General features: G+C 53.4%; 14 protein-coding genes and 1 tRNA gene. 12 read left to right on the top strand and 3 right to left on the bottom strand.

Annotated features, from left to right (window positions below; translation table 11 throughout):
* Positions 1–74: 74 nt before the first annotated feature.
* Positions 75–161: transfer RNA gene (locus tag KUC_RS11325), tRNA-Leu, on the bottom strand.
* A 249-nt stretch (positions 162–410) separates the two neighbouring features.
* On the opposite strand from KUC_RS11325, the gene rnr reads away from it, so the two are divergent.
* The 9 genes from rnr (at position 411) to KUC_RS11280 (ending at position 8,690) form a co-directional block, all read left to right on the top strand.
* Positions 411–2,873, top strand: coding sequence for a ribonuclease R (gene rnr / locus KUC_RS11320; RefSeq protein ID WP_040480714.1), 2,463 nt, complete (start codon positions 411–413; stop codon positions 2,871–2,873).
* Between the two features lie 2 nt (positions 2,874–2,875).
* A complete protein-coding gene (rlmB, locus tag KUC_RS11315) occupies positions 2,876–3,661 on the top strand; it encodes a 23S rRNA (guanosine(2251)-2'-O)-methyltransferase RlmB (RefSeq protein WP_040480712.1) in 786 nt (261 codons plus the stop codon).
* Between the two features lie 248 nt (positions 3,662–3,909).
* A complete protein-coding gene (rpsF, locus tag KUC_RS11310) occupies positions 3,910–4,287 on the top strand; it encodes a 30S ribosomal protein S6 (protein WP_007113338.1) in 378 nt (125 codons plus the stop codon).
* A 33-nt stretch (positions 4,288–4,320) separates the two neighbouring features.
* Positions 4,321–4,548, top strand: coding sequence for a 30S ribosomal protein S18 (gene rpsR / locus KUC_RS11305; RefSeq protein ID WP_007113337.1), 228 nt, complete (start codon positions 4,321–4,323; stop codon positions 4,546–4,548).
* A 12-nt stretch (positions 4,549–4,560) separates the two neighbouring features.
* Complete coding sequence (locus KUC_RS11300) at positions 4,561–5,412, top strand: hypothetical protein (RefSeq protein ID WP_040480710.1); 852 nt, start codon at positions 4,561–4,563, stop codon at positions 5,410–5,412.
* 15 nt (positions 5,413–5,427) lie between these two features.
* A complete protein-coding gene (gene rplI / locus KUC_RS11295) occupies positions 5,428–5,874 on the top strand; it encodes a 50S ribosomal protein L9 (RefSeq protein WP_007113335.1) in 447 nt (148 codons plus the stop codon).
* Between the two features lie 527 nt (positions 5,875–6,401).
* Entirely contained in the window at positions 6,402–7,790 is a 1,389-nt protein-coding gene (gene dnaB / locus KUC_RS11290; protein WP_007113333.1) for a replicative DNA helicase, read from the top strand.
* Positions 7,791–7,908: 118 nt separating this feature from the next.
* A complete protein-coding gene (locus KUC_RS11285) occupies positions 7,909–8,202 on the top strand; it encodes a hypothetical protein (protein ID WP_022522725.1) in 294 nt (97 codons plus the stop codon).
* Positions 8,203–8,387: 185 nt separating this feature from the next.
* A complete protein-coding gene (locus KUC_RS11280) occupies positions 8,388–8,690 on the top strand; it encodes a DUF6482 family protein (protein WP_007113331.1) in 303 nt (100 codons plus the stop codon).
* 19 nt (positions 8,691–8,709) lie between these two features.
* Here KUC_RS11280 and KUC_RS11275 read toward each other — a convergent pair whose 3' ends face one another.
* On the bottom strand, positions 8,710–9,114 hold the full coding sequence (locus tag KUC_RS11275; RefSeq protein WP_007113330.1) for a thiol-disulfide oxidoreductase DCC family protein: 405 nt from the start codon (positions 9,112–9,114) through the stop codon (positions 8,710–8,712).
* On the bottom strand, positions 9,111–10,724 hold the full coding sequence (locus tag KUC_RS11270; protein ID WP_007113329.1) for a cryptochrome/photolyase family protein: 1,614 nt from the start codon (positions 10,722–10,724) through the stop codon (positions 9,111–9,113). Before KUC_RS11270 ends, KUC_RS11275 begins: the two co-directional genes overlap by 4 nt.
* 129 nt (positions 10,725–10,853) lie before the next feature.
* Between KUC_RS11270 and hemH the strand changes: the two genes are divergently transcribed.
* The 3 genes from hemH to KUC_RS11255 all read left to right on the top strand — a co-directional run bounded on the left by hemH (position 10,854) and on the right by KUC_RS11255 (position 15,101).
* On the top strand, positions 10,854–11,933 hold the full coding sequence (gene hemH / locus KUC_RS11265) for a ferrochelatase (RefSeq protein WP_007113328.1): 1,080 nt from the start codon (positions 10,854–10,856) through the stop codon (positions 11,931–11,933).
* A 392-nt stretch (positions 11,934–12,325) separates the two neighbouring features.
* A complete protein-coding gene (locus tag KUC_RS11260) occupies positions 12,326–14,677 on the top strand; it encodes a putative monovalent cation/H+ antiporter subunit A (RefSeq protein WP_040481020.1) in 2,352 nt (783 codons plus the stop codon).
* Positions 14,670–15,101, top strand: coding sequence for a Na+/H+ antiporter subunit B (locus KUC_RS11255; protein ID WP_007113326.1), 432 nt, complete (start codon positions 14,670–14,672; stop codon positions 15,099–15,101). The genes KUC_RS11260 and KUC_RS11255 overlap by 8 nt, the downstream gene beginning before the upstream one ends.
* Positions 15,102–15,103: the final 2 nt, after the last annotated feature.

Below are 15,103 nucleotides of genomic sequence, written 5' to 3'. Positions count from 1 at the left end.
AAACCTTACACTGCTTAGCACCGTACTGCTTATACAAGCTATCTGCTTATGAAATAAATAGCATAAAAGCAGCTTGGTGCCCAGAAGAGGACTTGAACCTCCACGTCCATACGGACACTAGCACCTGAAGCTAGCGCGTCTACCAATTCCGCCATCTGGGCAAGTGGCGCGTATAATACCGGGGTGATGGTTAAATGCAAGACCCCTTAAGCGCTTTTTATAAAGCAAATTGCCTAAACAACGTCTAAGACGGTTGGGTGATTGAACGTGCAGCGCTATACTGCGCCCATGACTAAACAAAACCCTATTCATTTCAGCTTATCTAGCGTTGAAATAACCAGCCCGCAACGCACCGCGTTTGCGCCTTTTTTATGCCTCTCGCAAATGACGCCATTAAGGATGTTGATCGCATGAAGTATTGGACATTAAGTGATGATCCGCACGCCGAGCGCGAGGCGCATAAATATGGCAACCCAGCACCGAGCCGGGAGTATCTGCTTGCGGCTTTAGAAGCCTATGGCAAACCGATCGCCCACGAAAATATGAGCCGTATGCTGGGGCTGGAAGACGAAGAGCTTATAGAAGCCGTCAGGCGCCGTTTAGCAGCGATGGAGCGAGATGGCCAAGTACTGCGTGACCGTCGAGGCGCCTATGCACTGATCGACAAGCTCGACCTAGTCAAAGGCAAGGTGCTCGGACACCGTGATGGCTTTGGTTTTCTGCTGCGCGATGATGGCAAAAAGCCAGACCTAGTGTTGCCGCCGCGCCAAATGCGGCGCGTTTTTCACGGTGACCATGTGTTGGCGCGAATTAGCGGACGCGATCGCCGTGGACGTGATGAGGCAACTATTGCCGATGTTATCGCACGCAACACGCAAACAATTGTCGGCGTTTACCGCAGTAATACGCCAGAGTTTGGTATTTTGATACCGGAAAACCCGCGTATTACCCAGGAAGTGATTATTCCCCATAGTGCCACCGGTGGCGCTAAAGATGGTCAGGTAATCTCTGCCAAAATCGTCCAGCAACCGGCGACTCGGATTCAGCCCGTGGGTGAAGTAATCGAAGTGCTGGGCGATCGCATGGATCCCGGTATGGAAATTGATATTGCGATTCGTAGTTACGATATTCCAGCTGAATTCCCGCCAGAAGTGCTTGATCAAATTGGTGGTATTTCAGCCGAAGTGCTGGAAGAGGATAAGCAGCATCGTGTCGACCTGCGTGACGTACCGCTGGTCACTATTGACGATGAGTCAGCCAAAGACTTTGATGATGCGGTGTGTGCGTGGAAAACCAAATCCGGTAGTTGGAAGCTGCTCGTCGCCATCGCGGATGTTTCCCACTACGTCCGCCCAGGCACGGCGCTGGATAATGAAGGCCGCACCCGGGGTAACTCGGTCTATTTCCCCGGTCAAGTCGTTCCCATGCTGCCGGAGCTGCTGTCAAACGGGCTCTGTTCGCTGAATCCACATGTGGATCGCTTGGTGCTGGTGTGCGAGATGAATATTTCGCAAACCGGTGCGATTAGCCGCTACCGCTTCTATGAAGCAGTAATGAATTCCCACGCTCGCCTTACCTATAACAAGGTAGCCGCGATTCTCGACGAAAAGAGCGAAGAGGGCGAGGCGCTACGCTCAGAACACAGCGAGCTAGTTAAGCCGCTGCAAAATCTGGAAGAACTTTACTACCTGTTGCGCGAAGCGCGGGCTGAGCGTGGCGCGATCGATTTTGATACCACTGAAACGGCGATTATCTTTAACGATGAGCGCAAAATCGAAAAAATCGTTCCGCGTAGCCGCAACAATGCACATAAGCTAATTGAGGAGTGCATGCTGGCGGCCAACGTGGCGACCGCGCGCTTCCTGGATAAGCATGACCTGCCGGCGCTTTACCGTATCCACGAGCGGCCAACACCTGAACGGCTTGATAAGCTGCGTCTGTTCTTGAATGAGTTGGGCCTTGCGGTCGGCGGCGGCGATATGCCCACCCCGCAGGACTACCAGGCGCTGCGTGAAACGATTGCCGACCGCCCTGATTTCGATATCATCCAGACGGTTATGCTGCGCTCGATGAATCAGGCGGTCTACTCACCGCAGAACGAAGGGCACTTTGGTTTGGCCTACCAGGCCTACGCCCACTTTACCTCGCCGATACGTCGCTACCCTGACCTGCTGGTACACCGCGCCATTCGTTCGGTGATTCGCGGTCCGCGCCAGACCAATACGGTACTGCGCGTAGAGGATGCGCCAGTTGAGCCGCCAAGCAAGTGGTGTCCGTATACCTTCGAGCAGATGCTTGAGCTGGGTGAGCACTGCTCAATGACTGAGCGTCGCGCCGATGAAGCTACCCGCGATGTAGAGAGTTGGCTGAAGTGCGAGTTTATGTCTGACAAGCTCGGCGAGACGTTCGAAGGCACCATTGCTTCGGTCACTCAGTTTGGTCTCTTTGTTCGTCTAGATGAGTTCTACGTGGAAGGCTTGGTTCACGTGACGTCGCTGCCTTCGGATTACTACCACTACGAAGCTGAGAAGCACCGCCTTAAAGGCGAGCGCACCGGTACGACCTACCGCTTAGGCGATGGCCTTACTGTTCAGGTGGCGCGTGTCGATATGGATGACCGCAAGATTGACTTTGGTCTGAATGACGAGAAGCCGCGCCCCCGCCGCCAGCCGCGTAAGAGCCGCGGTGGGGAAGAGGGTGCACGTGCTAAAGGTGCTGGTGCTAAAGGTGCTGGTGCTAAAGGTGCTGGTGTTAAAGATGATAGTGCCAAAGCGGCTGGTGATAAATCATCCAATAGCGAGAAGCCCGCTACGCGTCGCGGCCCGCGCCGTACACGGAATGGCCCACGTAAACCATCACCGAATAAGGGCTGAGCATGAAGTCAGCGTCTTCACGGCGGGGTCCCAAGACCCCCGATGGCCTGGATCAGGTATATGGGGTTCATGCGCTGCAAAGCCTGCTAGACAGAGGTGAAGCACCTCGTGAACTTTGGGTGCAGCAGGGGGCAGGGAGTCGCTTAAAAGACTTGGTTGCCTATGCTCAAGCACATGGCGCCCGAGTGAAAGAGCAGCCGCGTGACCTGCTTGATCAGTTAACCCAGGGCGCGGCTCATCAGGGAGTGGTGGCGTTTTGTCCGCCGTTAACTCCTGAGGGTGAAGAGTCGCTTTGGCTTAAGCTACGCGCCTGGCCCTCGAATACACCGCCGCTGTTGCTGATTCTGGATGGCGTGACGGACGTGCATAATTTTGGTGCCTGTCTGCGCAGCGCGGATGCAGCCGGTGCCCACGGGGTGATTGTAGCGAAGGATAAAGCCGCGCCGCTCAATGCAACGGTGCGCAAAGTGGCATGTGGTGCTGCTGAAGTGGTGCCGGTTTATCAAGTGACTAACTTGGCGCGCACCCTTGCAAAGCTAAAAGATGCCGGTGTCTGGATAACCGGTACGGCCGGTGAGGCTGAGGCGAGCGTCTTTGACATCGATATGACCGGCCCCACCGCACTGGTGATGGGGGCAGAGGGCAAGGGCATGCGCCGCTTAACTCGCGAAGCGTGCGACAACCTTGCTAAGTTGCCCATGGCGGGTGAGGTATCGAGCCTCAATGTTTCAGTGGCTACCGGTATCTGCCTGTTTGAGGCTGTCCGTCAGCGTCAGCTTGCAAGTTAACCGCCGTACTACTAAGATACATGCGCCCGTTTGTCTGCAAGCGGGCGTTAGCTGTGAGAATTAGTAATTGAAACTGTTGTTGAAAACTGTCGTTAAAAACAGTCGTTGAAATAAAAGTTCTGTTTGATGCCCCGGTGACCGCCTAGCGCGGTGGCGGAGCACTTCAGTTAACTCCTTGCTTCCCTGTCGTCGTTGACTGCGTCTCGCACCAGCACACAAAGGAAGCTGTCAAACCGCAAGGAGATCCCATGCGTCATTACGAAATCGTGTTTATGGTCCACCCGGATCAAAGCGAGCAGGTGCCAGCGATGGTTGAGCGCTACACCAGCATCGTTACCGAAAACAGCGGCACTGTGCACCGTCTCGAAGATTGGGGCCGTCGTCACTTGGCTTACCCGATCAACAAGATCCACAAAGCCCACTACGTGCTGATGAACGTCGAATGTTCCGGCGAGACCCTCGACGAGATCGAGAATATCTTCCGTTACAACGACGCCATTATCCGCAGCCTGGTTGTTCGCTGCAAAGAAGCTGTTACTGAAGCTTCCCCGATGATGAAACCGGCAGAAGAAAAACGTCCGCGTCGCGAAGAAAAACCGCGCGCTGAAGAAGAAGAAACTGCCTGATTTTATTCACTGCACGTTTTAAGGAGCTAGTCCATGGCACGTTTTTTCCGTCGCCGTAAGTTTTGCCGCTTTACCGCTGAAGGCATCAAGCAGATCGACTACAAAGATCTGGACACACTGAAGGCCTACGTTACCGAAACCGGCAAGATCGTTCCAAGCCGTATTACCGGCACCAAAGCACGCTATCAGCGTCAGTTGGCGACCGCTATTAAGCGCTCGCGCTACTTGGCACTGTTACCCTACTCCGATAGCCACCAGTAAGCGTTTAACGTGATGCTGGCACTAGCCCGATGGCTGATGCGGGGCACGCCTTACGCTGCAGGCGGGGCGGCCCTGGCAACGCTAGTGCCTTGGCTGTTCTGGTTAGGAGCAGCCATCGCCGCGTTGACGACGTTGCGCAAAGGTTTTGCACCTGCGCTGCCGGTGATCATCGCCGCAGCACTACCGGCCGGCTGGTGGTGGGCCCAGGGTGACGTGATTCCGCTTACTTGCATACTGCTGGTAACGCTGATGGCCGTTATCCTGCGCGAGAGGATGCGTTGGGGTGAAACTTTGATAGTGGGGGCTGTGGTCGCCGCTGTCATGGTTCAGCTTGGCATTTTCAGTCCGCCAGGTGGTACTGAGCTAATGCTTGAGCAGTTGCGAGAAGGTTCAGAAGAAGTGGATCGCATGCTCACGGAATTTGCCAATCAAGGCTACGATACTCAAACCATTGCCGCACTGGTAGTGGGTGGAGTGACCGGGCTTGTGGTGTTATTGGCAGCAATCGTGTGTTTGGCGCTTGCGCGTAGTTGGCAAGCTGGGTTGTACAACCCAGGTGGCTTTCGCGAAGAGTTTCATTCACTGCGCTTGACCCCTAAAGAGCTGGCCGTGCTGGTCGTCATTGGGGTGATAGGCATGCTGCTAGGCGCCCATGCGCTGGCCATGCTTGGTTGGATTCCGCTGTTGGTAGCTGGCGTTGCGTTAGTGCACGGGTTTATTGGAATAAAGGGGATGAACGGGCTGTGGCTGGTAGCATTTTATGTGCTACTGATCACGACCTGGCCCACGATTCTCATTGTGCTGCTGTTGGGGCTGATTGATACATTCGCGAACGTTCGCGCACGCCTTGCCCGCAGCAACTGACAAGAGGTTTACGAGATGGAAGTCATTCTGCTCGACAACATTGGTAAGCTGGGCGGCCTGGGTGACAAGGTCACCGTGAAGCCTGGTTATGGTCGTAACTACTTGGTGCCTTACGGTTTAGCCGTACCGGCCACCAAAGATAATATCGAAGCGTTTGAAGCACAGCGTGCTGAGCTCGAAGCGCAAGCCGCTGAGCGTAAGGTAGAAGCCGAAACGCGCGCAGAGCAGCTAAACGACATTGAGCTGTCTTTGGTTTCCAAAGCAGGCGATGAAGGCAAACTGTTTGGTTCTATCGGTCCGCGTGACCTGGCCGACGCGATTTCCTCTGCTGGCATCGATGTTGTCAAGAGCGAAGTCCGTATGCCGACTGGCCCGATTCGCCAAACCGGCGAATACGACATCACCCTTCACTTGCACGCTGAAGTGGATGCTGTTGTACGCGTCGTGGTAGTTGCAGAGTAATTGTAGAGAGTAATTAAGTTAGTAACGACGTAAAGTGGTCACTAGCTGTAGCTAATATAGCTGCCTCAAAAGGCGCGGGTATTTTCCCGCGCCTTTTGTTTTTCTGGTATTAGGGCCTGTTGACGTTTCACTCACGGCCGCGCTGGAGCCCGTTTTTATTCGCGGCAAGGCAGGAGGAGAGAGGTTTGGTTATTCCAAATGAACGACGACTAACGCCGCCGCGGGTAAAAACGGGCCCAGCCCTTCGGGTTGCACCACAAAGCGCGCCATGCGGCGTTGCAAAACTTGAAAAGGGAACCACCCTTCCCTGCGTTTTGCGCCTTGCCTGGCGCGCTTTGTGGTGCAACGCGGTTCGCGATGAAACGTCAACAGGCCCTAGCTGTTTCCGGGTGTTGCCTAAATTATCTAGTTCATCCCAGCTGGGTATTTTAAGACAATGTCTTCATCATGCTGGTAGTCGCGCTGTATGTCGGCGGCTAAGATAAGCATCTTCACCGGCTACGCAGTAGTGTTTAAAGGAGTTCGCTATGCAGGACCAGCCTTCTGCTGATAAAGAAACGGCAGCGTTAAAACTGCCGCCGCATTCGTTGGAGGCAGAGCAATCGGTACTCGGCGGGCTCATGCTAGACAATCAGGCCTGGGATAACGTCTCAGAGCGGTTAGTCGCTGATGATTTCTACCGCTATGAGCACCGTTTGGTGTTTAACGTGATGATTCATCTGGCTGAAGCCGGTCAGCCACTAGATGTGGTGACACTTTCCGAAGCGCTAGAAGCGCGTGATCATTTGGATACGGTAGGCGGCCTGGCGTTTCTGGCTGAACTCGCCCGTAACACACCCTCTGCCAGCAATATTCGCGCCTACGCTGATATCGTGCGTGAGCGGGCAACGCTGCGTAAGCTGATCCGTGCCGCTAATCAAATTGCCGATAGTGCCTTTACCCCCCAGGGACGCCCGGCTGATGAATTGCTCAACGAAGCCGAGCGGCTGGTATTCCAAATTGCCGAGGAGCGTCCCAAAACGGGTGGCCCTATCGGCATGAGTGATCTATTGACCAAAGCTGTTGATCGTATTGATGAGTTGTTTAACCTTAAAGGTGAGATGACTGGGCTTTCGACCGGCTTTCGTGACCTGGATGAAATGACAACCGGTTTACAGCCTTCGGATATGGTGGTTATTGCAGGGCGTCCCTCAATGGGTAAAACCACCTTCGCCATGAATTTAGTTGAGCATGCGGTTATTTCCAGCGACAAGCCTGTCATGGTGTTCTCAATGGAGATGCCCGCAGAATCGCTAATGCTGAGGATGTTGTCGTCGCTGGGCAGGATTGATCAAACACGCGTGCGTACCGGTCAATTGGAGGATGAGGATTGGCCGCGCTTAACCTCCGCTGTCAATCTGCTAAAAGACAAGCAGCTGTTTATCGACGACACCGCAGCCTTATCGCCTAATGAGATGCGTTCTAGGTTGCGCCGTGTGGTGCGTGAACATGGCAATATCGCGCTGGTGATGATCGATTATCTTCAGTTGATGCAGATCCCTGGCTTTAGTGAAAACCGTACCGGAGAGATCTCCGAGATTTCACGCTCCTTGAAGGGGCTGGCGAAAGAGTTTAATTGCCCCGTAGTGGCGCTTTCCCAGTTGAACCGCTCCTTGGAGCAGCGTCCCAACAAGCGTCCGGTCATGTCGGATCTTAGGGAATCTGGAGCGATTGAGCAGGATGCGGACGTCATTGCCTTCGTTTATCGCGATGAAGTCTATAATCCAGATAATCCCGACAATCAGGGTATTGCTGAGTTAATTATCGGTAAGCAGCGTAATGGCCCTATCGGCACGGTGCATATGGCGTTTATCGGCAAATATACCCGCTTTGAGGATTTGGCCCCGGATAGCTACGGTCAAGCCTTTGGCGACTAGTTCGTAAAGACCGCTTTTATAGATAGCTTAGTGATGAGTCACTTGAGGATGGGGAGCGAGTTCGTATAATGCCCCACCCACGATAGGTAAAATCGATAGGTAAAAACGGGAGCAGCAAATGGCAGGTGGATTTCGGCGCGGGAACCGGCAGCGTCTTCCTAAGTTAGAAGGTCGCGGGGAACTAGAGGCGATAGAGCGAGAAGGCCCTTTCAAAGAGTGGTTGGGTATGCCAGACCTCTATCGTTACCATTTGGTTGTGGCAGGCGAGAAATATAGCTACCAGACCGAAGACGGCGAATTACCCGTCACGGTGGGAGACAAGGTCGTGTTCCGCTATAAAGAGACTAAAGGCGGAAACTGGATTGACCGCAATTCGCTTGGTAAAGCCATCGACCCCTCTGAATATCAATGACCGATTGATGTCTTGACCTTACGGTCAGGAACTCTCTTGCACTATTGACCTCCTAGCTATTAATGTCTAGTTATTGCTTATTGTCATTACATTGCAATAATCAGGCAACAGAAGTGTCATCGGGGGCAGTCATGCTGTGCCCTGATGATATATCGCCTGAAATAGCCAAATAATAGGAGGGAACCATGGAACTGAAGGATCTTAAGCAGTTTGTCGCCAGTCACGACAACTTTGAAATTCGCGTCATTACCCATGCGGGCAGCCGTTTTTATCAGGTTGAGCTGGAAGACGTTGAAGGCGAGCGCCATATGTTGACGCAACGTGCCAAGCCGATACTATTTCGCTCGCTGGACGATGCTTATATGGAGCTTAAGCGGGCCGGAATTCATCGCGCTTACTTAGTACAGCACGTGCCACACGATGAAGTGATCGGTCGCGATGCGCACTACAGTGAGCCGCTTACATCGCGTATGCCGTTAGTCTTTTGATCAACCAGCTCATTAGCGTTTATTTACTGCGTTTAGCCTGATGCTTTTCCCACCACCGCCCAAGCCGTATCCGGCGACGGGCAAAAAATCGATAACCGGCGTTCATTACGCCGTATAAACCCGGTAAGCACGATAGCTTCACCAGCCGCCGGTAGCCCAACACTGCATAGAGGGCACGGCTGGCATCCATCCCGACGTACCACTTCCCTTGGCTATCACGCAGGTGCAATTGCCCCATCATGGCATTAAATTCATGTCCATACTCCTGGGCGTTAAAGTCACTGGCCTGAATATCCACTAGCGCGATGTGTTCCCGATGGCGATGCTTTTCCAGCCACGCGACTTCCTGCTGACAGAAGGGGCAGTGACCATCGTGAAACAGCGTGACCGGCGTTGACGCGTACAGAGGTCTGTAGCGGCTCATTGTGGCTCCTTATCGGTATCGATCGTATTGGTATCGCTTGTGGTATTCGCATAGCCTGCTGTGTGGCAGAGTTGCCCGTAGCCAGGCGATGTTTCCAGTTGATCCAAAAAGTGCTCAGCCTGTTGGCGGATAGCCTCACGCTTCTCATCGGTCATGCGGTTCAGCGAGCCGTAAATCAGCTTCATGCGCGGATTCTTATTCAGGCGCTCAGCGTTGGTTTCAAGGAAGTGCCAGTAAAGACTGTTAAAAGGGCAGGCCTTGGGGCCAGTGACCTGCTTGGGAGAATAACGGCAGTGCTGACAATGATCGGACATTTTGTCGATATACTTACCCGAGGCGCAGTAGGGCTTGGAGCCCATTAAGCCGCCGTCGGCATGCAACACCATTCCCAGCGTATTCGGCAGCTCTACCCACTCGCTGGCATCGGCATAAACCGCCAAGTACCAGTCGCAAAGCGCTTCGGGTTTAACCCCGCAGAGTAGGGCGAAATTGCCCGTGACCATCAGTCGTTGAATATGATGGGCGTAGCTATTGTCGATGGTCATCTGAATAGCACGCTGTAGGCAGCGCATATCGGTGTCCGCGTCCCAGTAAAACGTCGGTAGATTGCGCTCAAAACCTAGCTGATTAGCGCTTTTGTAGCTGGGCATTTGTGTCCAGTAGAGCCCTCGCACGTACTCGCGCCAGCCAAGGATTTGGCGGATAAACCCTTCGACGGCGTTGATCGGCACATCGCCGTCATAGTAGCGCTGCTCGGCGGCTGCGCAGACTTCATGGGGCGACAGCAAGCCGATGTTCATCGCGGCTGAGAGCCGAGAGTGATACAGGTAGGGTGCCGAATCGCTGATCGCATCCTGATAGCAGCCAAACTGGGCCAATCCATGCTGCATAAAGTGTTTTAGATCCACTAATGCCTGCCGCCGTGTCACCGGGAGGTTAAAGTTCGCCAATGAACCCATATGGTCGCTAAAGTGGCGTTTGGCATCGCTGAGCGCTTCTTGGGTGAGTGCATCCTGGTGATGTTGAGGTAGCTCAGGGAAATCCAGTGCAGCTTTGATAGGCTGGCGATTGTCGTGGTCAAAATTCCACTTGCCGCCAACGGGCTCGTTGCCCTCCATTAAGAGCCCGGTACGCTTGCGCTGTTCCCGGTAAAAGTACTCGAGACGCAGCTGTTTGCGGCCGCTTGACCACTGGGTAAAGTCATCGGGTGTGGTGAAAAAGCGCTCATCCTCAAGTAGCCGCCAGGGGGTTGTTGAGTTTTCGCGCTGCTGCATCGTCTCCCACAGCCGCCATTCGCCAGGTCGGGCAACGCGTATCTCATCGCAGCCATACTGTTGGGCGATGCGTTCGGCTTCCTCAATGATGGAGTGGCAGTTATCCGCGTCATCCAGAGCGCTGTAGTGCACTTGAAAGCCTTTTTCGCGCAGTGACTGGGCAAAGTGACGCATGGCTGCCAAAAAGAGGCCGATTTTGTGAATATGATGCGGCACATAGCGCGCTTCTTCGGCAACTTCGCACAGGGCGACGACCGCATTAGCGGGCGCGTCTTGCAGCGTTGTTAATGAAAAAGATAGCTGGTCGCCGAGCACCAAAAGCAAAGGCTTGGACATGAGTTGGCCTGTAGTTATACAAATAATGCCGATAGTATAACTTTATGCCGCCACTTTGCAGAAAAGTGGTAGCATTTAGTTAGTCTGTATTGGCTTTAGTGACACCGCTATTTTTCAGGAGCATGAGTAATGACCGAGAATGTCGTCAAGGATCAGCCGGGCGAGGGCCGCTTGGCCCATGCACCCAGCGATCATCCGCCGGTACCGCGTGCCAAAGTGGGCGTTGTGCTAGCGAACTTGGGAACCCCGGATGCCACCGACTACTGGTCAATGCGTCGCTACCTCAATGAATTTCTTTCTGATAAGCGTGTGGTTGACTATGCCGGTTGGAAATGGCAACCGTTGCTACAGCTGATTATTTTGACTAAACGTCCGTTTTCGTCGGGCAAGGCCTACCGGGGGATCTGGAATAATGAAAAAAACGAAAGCCCGCTATTGACGACCACGCGTGCCCAGACAGAAAAAATGACCGCACGCTTAAAGGCGCTTTACGGCGACGACGTCGAAGTCGATTTTTGCATGCGTTACGGCAATCCTTCGACGGAAAGCGTGCTGACACGCTTAAAAGAGAAAGGCTGCGAGCGAATCGTATTTTTCCCGCTCTATCCGCAGTACGGTTCACCCACCACGGCGACGGCGAATGATCAGGCGTTTCGCACCTTGATGAAAATGAAGTGGCAGCCCTATATACGTACAGTGCCCGCTTATTTCGATCATCCCGCCTACATTCAGGCCTTGGCCAATTCGGTGCAAGAAGCCTACGACGGTTTCACAACCCGGCCAACTAAGCTGGTAGCCAGCTACCATGGCGTTCCTGAGCGCTACCTGATGGAGGGTGATCCCTACCACTGCCAGTGCCAGAAAACCACGCGGCTGCTCCGCGAGAAGCTTAGTTTTAGCAAAGAGGAGGTTGATACCGCTTTCCAGTCGCAGTTTGGCCCCGAGAAATGGGTCGGCCCGCAAACTGTTAAGCATGTGGCGGAACTCGCCGAGCAGGGGCATAAACACATTGCGATTATGTCCCCAGCCTTCTCTTCCGACTGTGTCGAAACCTTGGAAGAGATCGAAGAGGAGATCCGCGATAGCTTTATGGAAGCGGGTGGCGAAACGTTCAGCTATATACCTTGCCTGAATGACCGCGATGATCATATTGAGGCACTGTTAGCGGTCATCAATAATGAATTAGCAGGATGGCTATCGGCCCCCTAGGAGCCTGTCCGGCTTGGCCGATCGTCGCGAGAAGCACGGATATTGAGTCAAATTTATCGATCGATTGAGGCGAATAGCGCGCTATTTAACGAAATCGATCGAATAAAGTTGGCCAAAATACCGGGATTCGCAGTAGATCAGTGCTAAGTCGGACAGGCTCCTAGCATATTATTTGTCGTAAAAGCTAGCTCACAACAGCCGCAGTGCGAATTAAGACGCCTGCGGCTGTTTGCGTTTAAGGGTTTGACTGGTCAGCCAAAACTGACTGTTATAAGGTGTACAACTTTAGAATCACTATTATTCAACGCTGGCATGCCAGTGGTAAGGCACGATGCCTGGGCTTTAGCCGCTGTCTGATGGTGAGCCTTTCGTTATTCAGGAGGTTTCGCTTGATACAATTCGCCGTTTTAATGGGTTTCGTGCTGGCGGCACTGTCGCCAATGTTGAACCGCTGGTTTGGTCAGCGCACCAGTCTTGTGCTGGCCCTGTTTCCTACCGGGCTGGCCGCGTGGTTGGCACTCCAAGCCCCAGAGGTCATTGAGAACGGCAGCCTGCTTTTAGAGTGGCAGTGGGTGCCTTCGCTGGGCATCAGCCTTACCTTCCTGCTGGACGGTTTGTCGCTACTGTTTGGGCTGTTGATTACCGTTATGGGCGCCTGTGTGCTGGTGTATGCCGGTGGCTACCTTAAAGATCACCCTGATCTTGCTCGATTTCATATCGCCTTAGTCGCCTTTATGGTGTCTATGCTGGGGCTGGTGTTAGCTGACGGTCTGTTTACGCTATTTATTTTCTGGGAACTGACCAGCATTACCTCCTATTTGCTGATTGGTTTTAATCACGCTGACATTAATGCACGTAAATCAGCGCGGCAGGGTTTATTCGTTACCGTAGCGGGCGGATTAGCATTAATGGCTGGGCTGGTGCTGTTGGGGATAGCCAGTGGCAGCTGGTCGCTGGCGGAGATTCTGGGCCAGGAGGCCGACCTGCGTGAACATGCGCTCTACACACCTATGCTGATCTGTTTGCTGCTGGGTGCCTTCACCAAATCGGCTCAGTTTCCGTTTCACTTCTGGTTACCCAATGCCATGGCGGCGCCGACACCGGTTTCGGCCTACCTGCACTCTGCCACTATGGTGAAAGCGGGTATTTATCTGCTGGCGCGCTTACACCCAGAGCTGGGCGGTACGGCAATGTGGGTCGGCATTCTTTCCGTGGTCGGCGCGACCACGATGCTGGTTGGCGCGTTTCTAGCGATTCACCATACCAATATCAAAAAGCTACTGGCCTACTCGACCATAATGGCGCTGGGCACGCTAACGATGCTATTGGGTATCGGTACTGAGTATGCGATGACCGCCTTTGTGACTTTTCTGTTGGCGCACTCTTTATATAAAGGCGCGCTGTTTATGGTCGCTGGCATTCTCGATCATGAAACCGGCACTAAAGATGTCACTCAGATGGGTGGGCTACGCTCTCTGATGCCGATCACCGCCACCATTGCCTTGGTTGCCGCGCTCTCGTTTGCCGGTGTGCCGCCGCTACTCGGCTTTATCGGTAAGGAGTTAATGCTTGAATCAGTACTCGGTGCCGATAACTTCCGAATGCTGCTGGTACTGTTCGCTTTCCTCGCCTCTATCTTGACCATCGCCGTTGCCTTTATTGTGGCGTTACGGCCTTTTTACGGTAAACGTCATCACACCCCGCTTGAGCCTCATGAAGCGCCGTTTAGCATGCTAATAGGGCCTGCGCTGCTCGCGTTAGGGTCACTTCTGCTGGGCCTGATCCCTGCTGTGCTGGGTGCCGATGCGTTATTAACGGCAACCGCCACGGTGATATCCGGGCAAACGATAGAGGTGGCGCTGTCGCTTTGGTATGGCATCAACGTCGCGTTGATAATGTCGATCATTAGCCTTGGCTTAGGCTTTTTGCTGTTTAAGCGTTGGGACAGCGTGCGTGGCAAGCTTTCTGTGTTGGCACCAGTGATGCGCCATGGCCCCGAGGCCGGATATGAAAGCATAATGAATGGCATTGTGCGCTTCTCAGAGTGGCAAACACGGCTACTGCAAAACGGTTATATGCGCAACTACATCCTGGTGATGTTAATCACGCTTATCGCACTCATCGGTAATTCAATTCTGCTGCGCCACTCACCGCAGTTCGCCTTTGACCTGGATGTCCGTTTTCATGAGGTGGTCGTGGTGGGGAGTATGGTGATGGGCGCTCTATTTGCGACCATTTCTCGATCTCGGCTGGGGGCAGTGGTGTCGGTCGGGATAATGGGTTTCTCTATTGCGTTGATTTTTATTCTGTTTAGTGCGCCAGATTTGGCGATTACTCAACTGCTGGTAGAAACCTTAACGGTCATTTTGCTGGTGCTGGTGCTGTTCCGCCTACCGCGCTTCTCAAATCTCTCCACCAGTCTGGAGCGCATACGCGACGGCGTGGTGGCCGCTATGGTGGGTATCTTGATATGCCTGTTGATTATGACCGCGTGGAGCATTCAACAGTTTGAACCGATTTCGACCTATATGATTGAGAACAGTGCGCCTTTGGCTTATGGCCGCAATATCGTCAACGTCATTTTAGTCGATTATCGTGCCTTGGATACATTAGGTGAGATGTTCGTGTTAGCGCTCGCCGCGATCGGCGTTATTGCCATGTTAAAGCTACGTCATGGGGAAAACAGCGATTCAAAAACCGCCGATAGCAGCAAAGTAGCTGCCAAGGAGCCTTACGATGGTTAAGTCAGGCACAATTATTCTTAACACCGCCGCGCGCTTTTTAATGCCGCTGCAATTGCTATTTTCTGTTTTCTTGCTGTTGAGAGGGCACGATGAGCCGGGCGGTGGATTTATTGCCGGCTTAGTGGCGGCGGGGGCATTTACGCTCTATCTATTTGCCTTCGGGGTAAGCGCTACTAAAGAGGTGCTGCGGATGGTCGATCCTCGCGATTTGATTGGCGTTGGCTTGCTGCTGGGAATGATCTCGGTAGTTCCAGCCTGGTTTATGGGCCAACCTTTTTTGACCGCTCAGTGGTGGACTATTCCGGTTATCGACTTTAAGGCATCCACACCGCTGATTTTCGATATAGGTGTCTATTTTGCCGTGTTGGGTTCGGTCACCGGGATGGTGATGACGCTGATGGAGGTCGACAAGGATGAGCCTTGAGT

Origin of the sequence: Vreelandella boliviensis LC1, assembly GCF_000236035.1 — a bacterium.
GTDB classification, from domain to species: domain Bacteria; phylum Pseudomonadota; class Gammaproteobacteria; order Pseudomonadales; family Halomonadaceae; genus Vreelandella; species Vreelandella boliviensis.
This window is presented reverse-complemented; position numbering and strand designations above follow the sequence as displayed.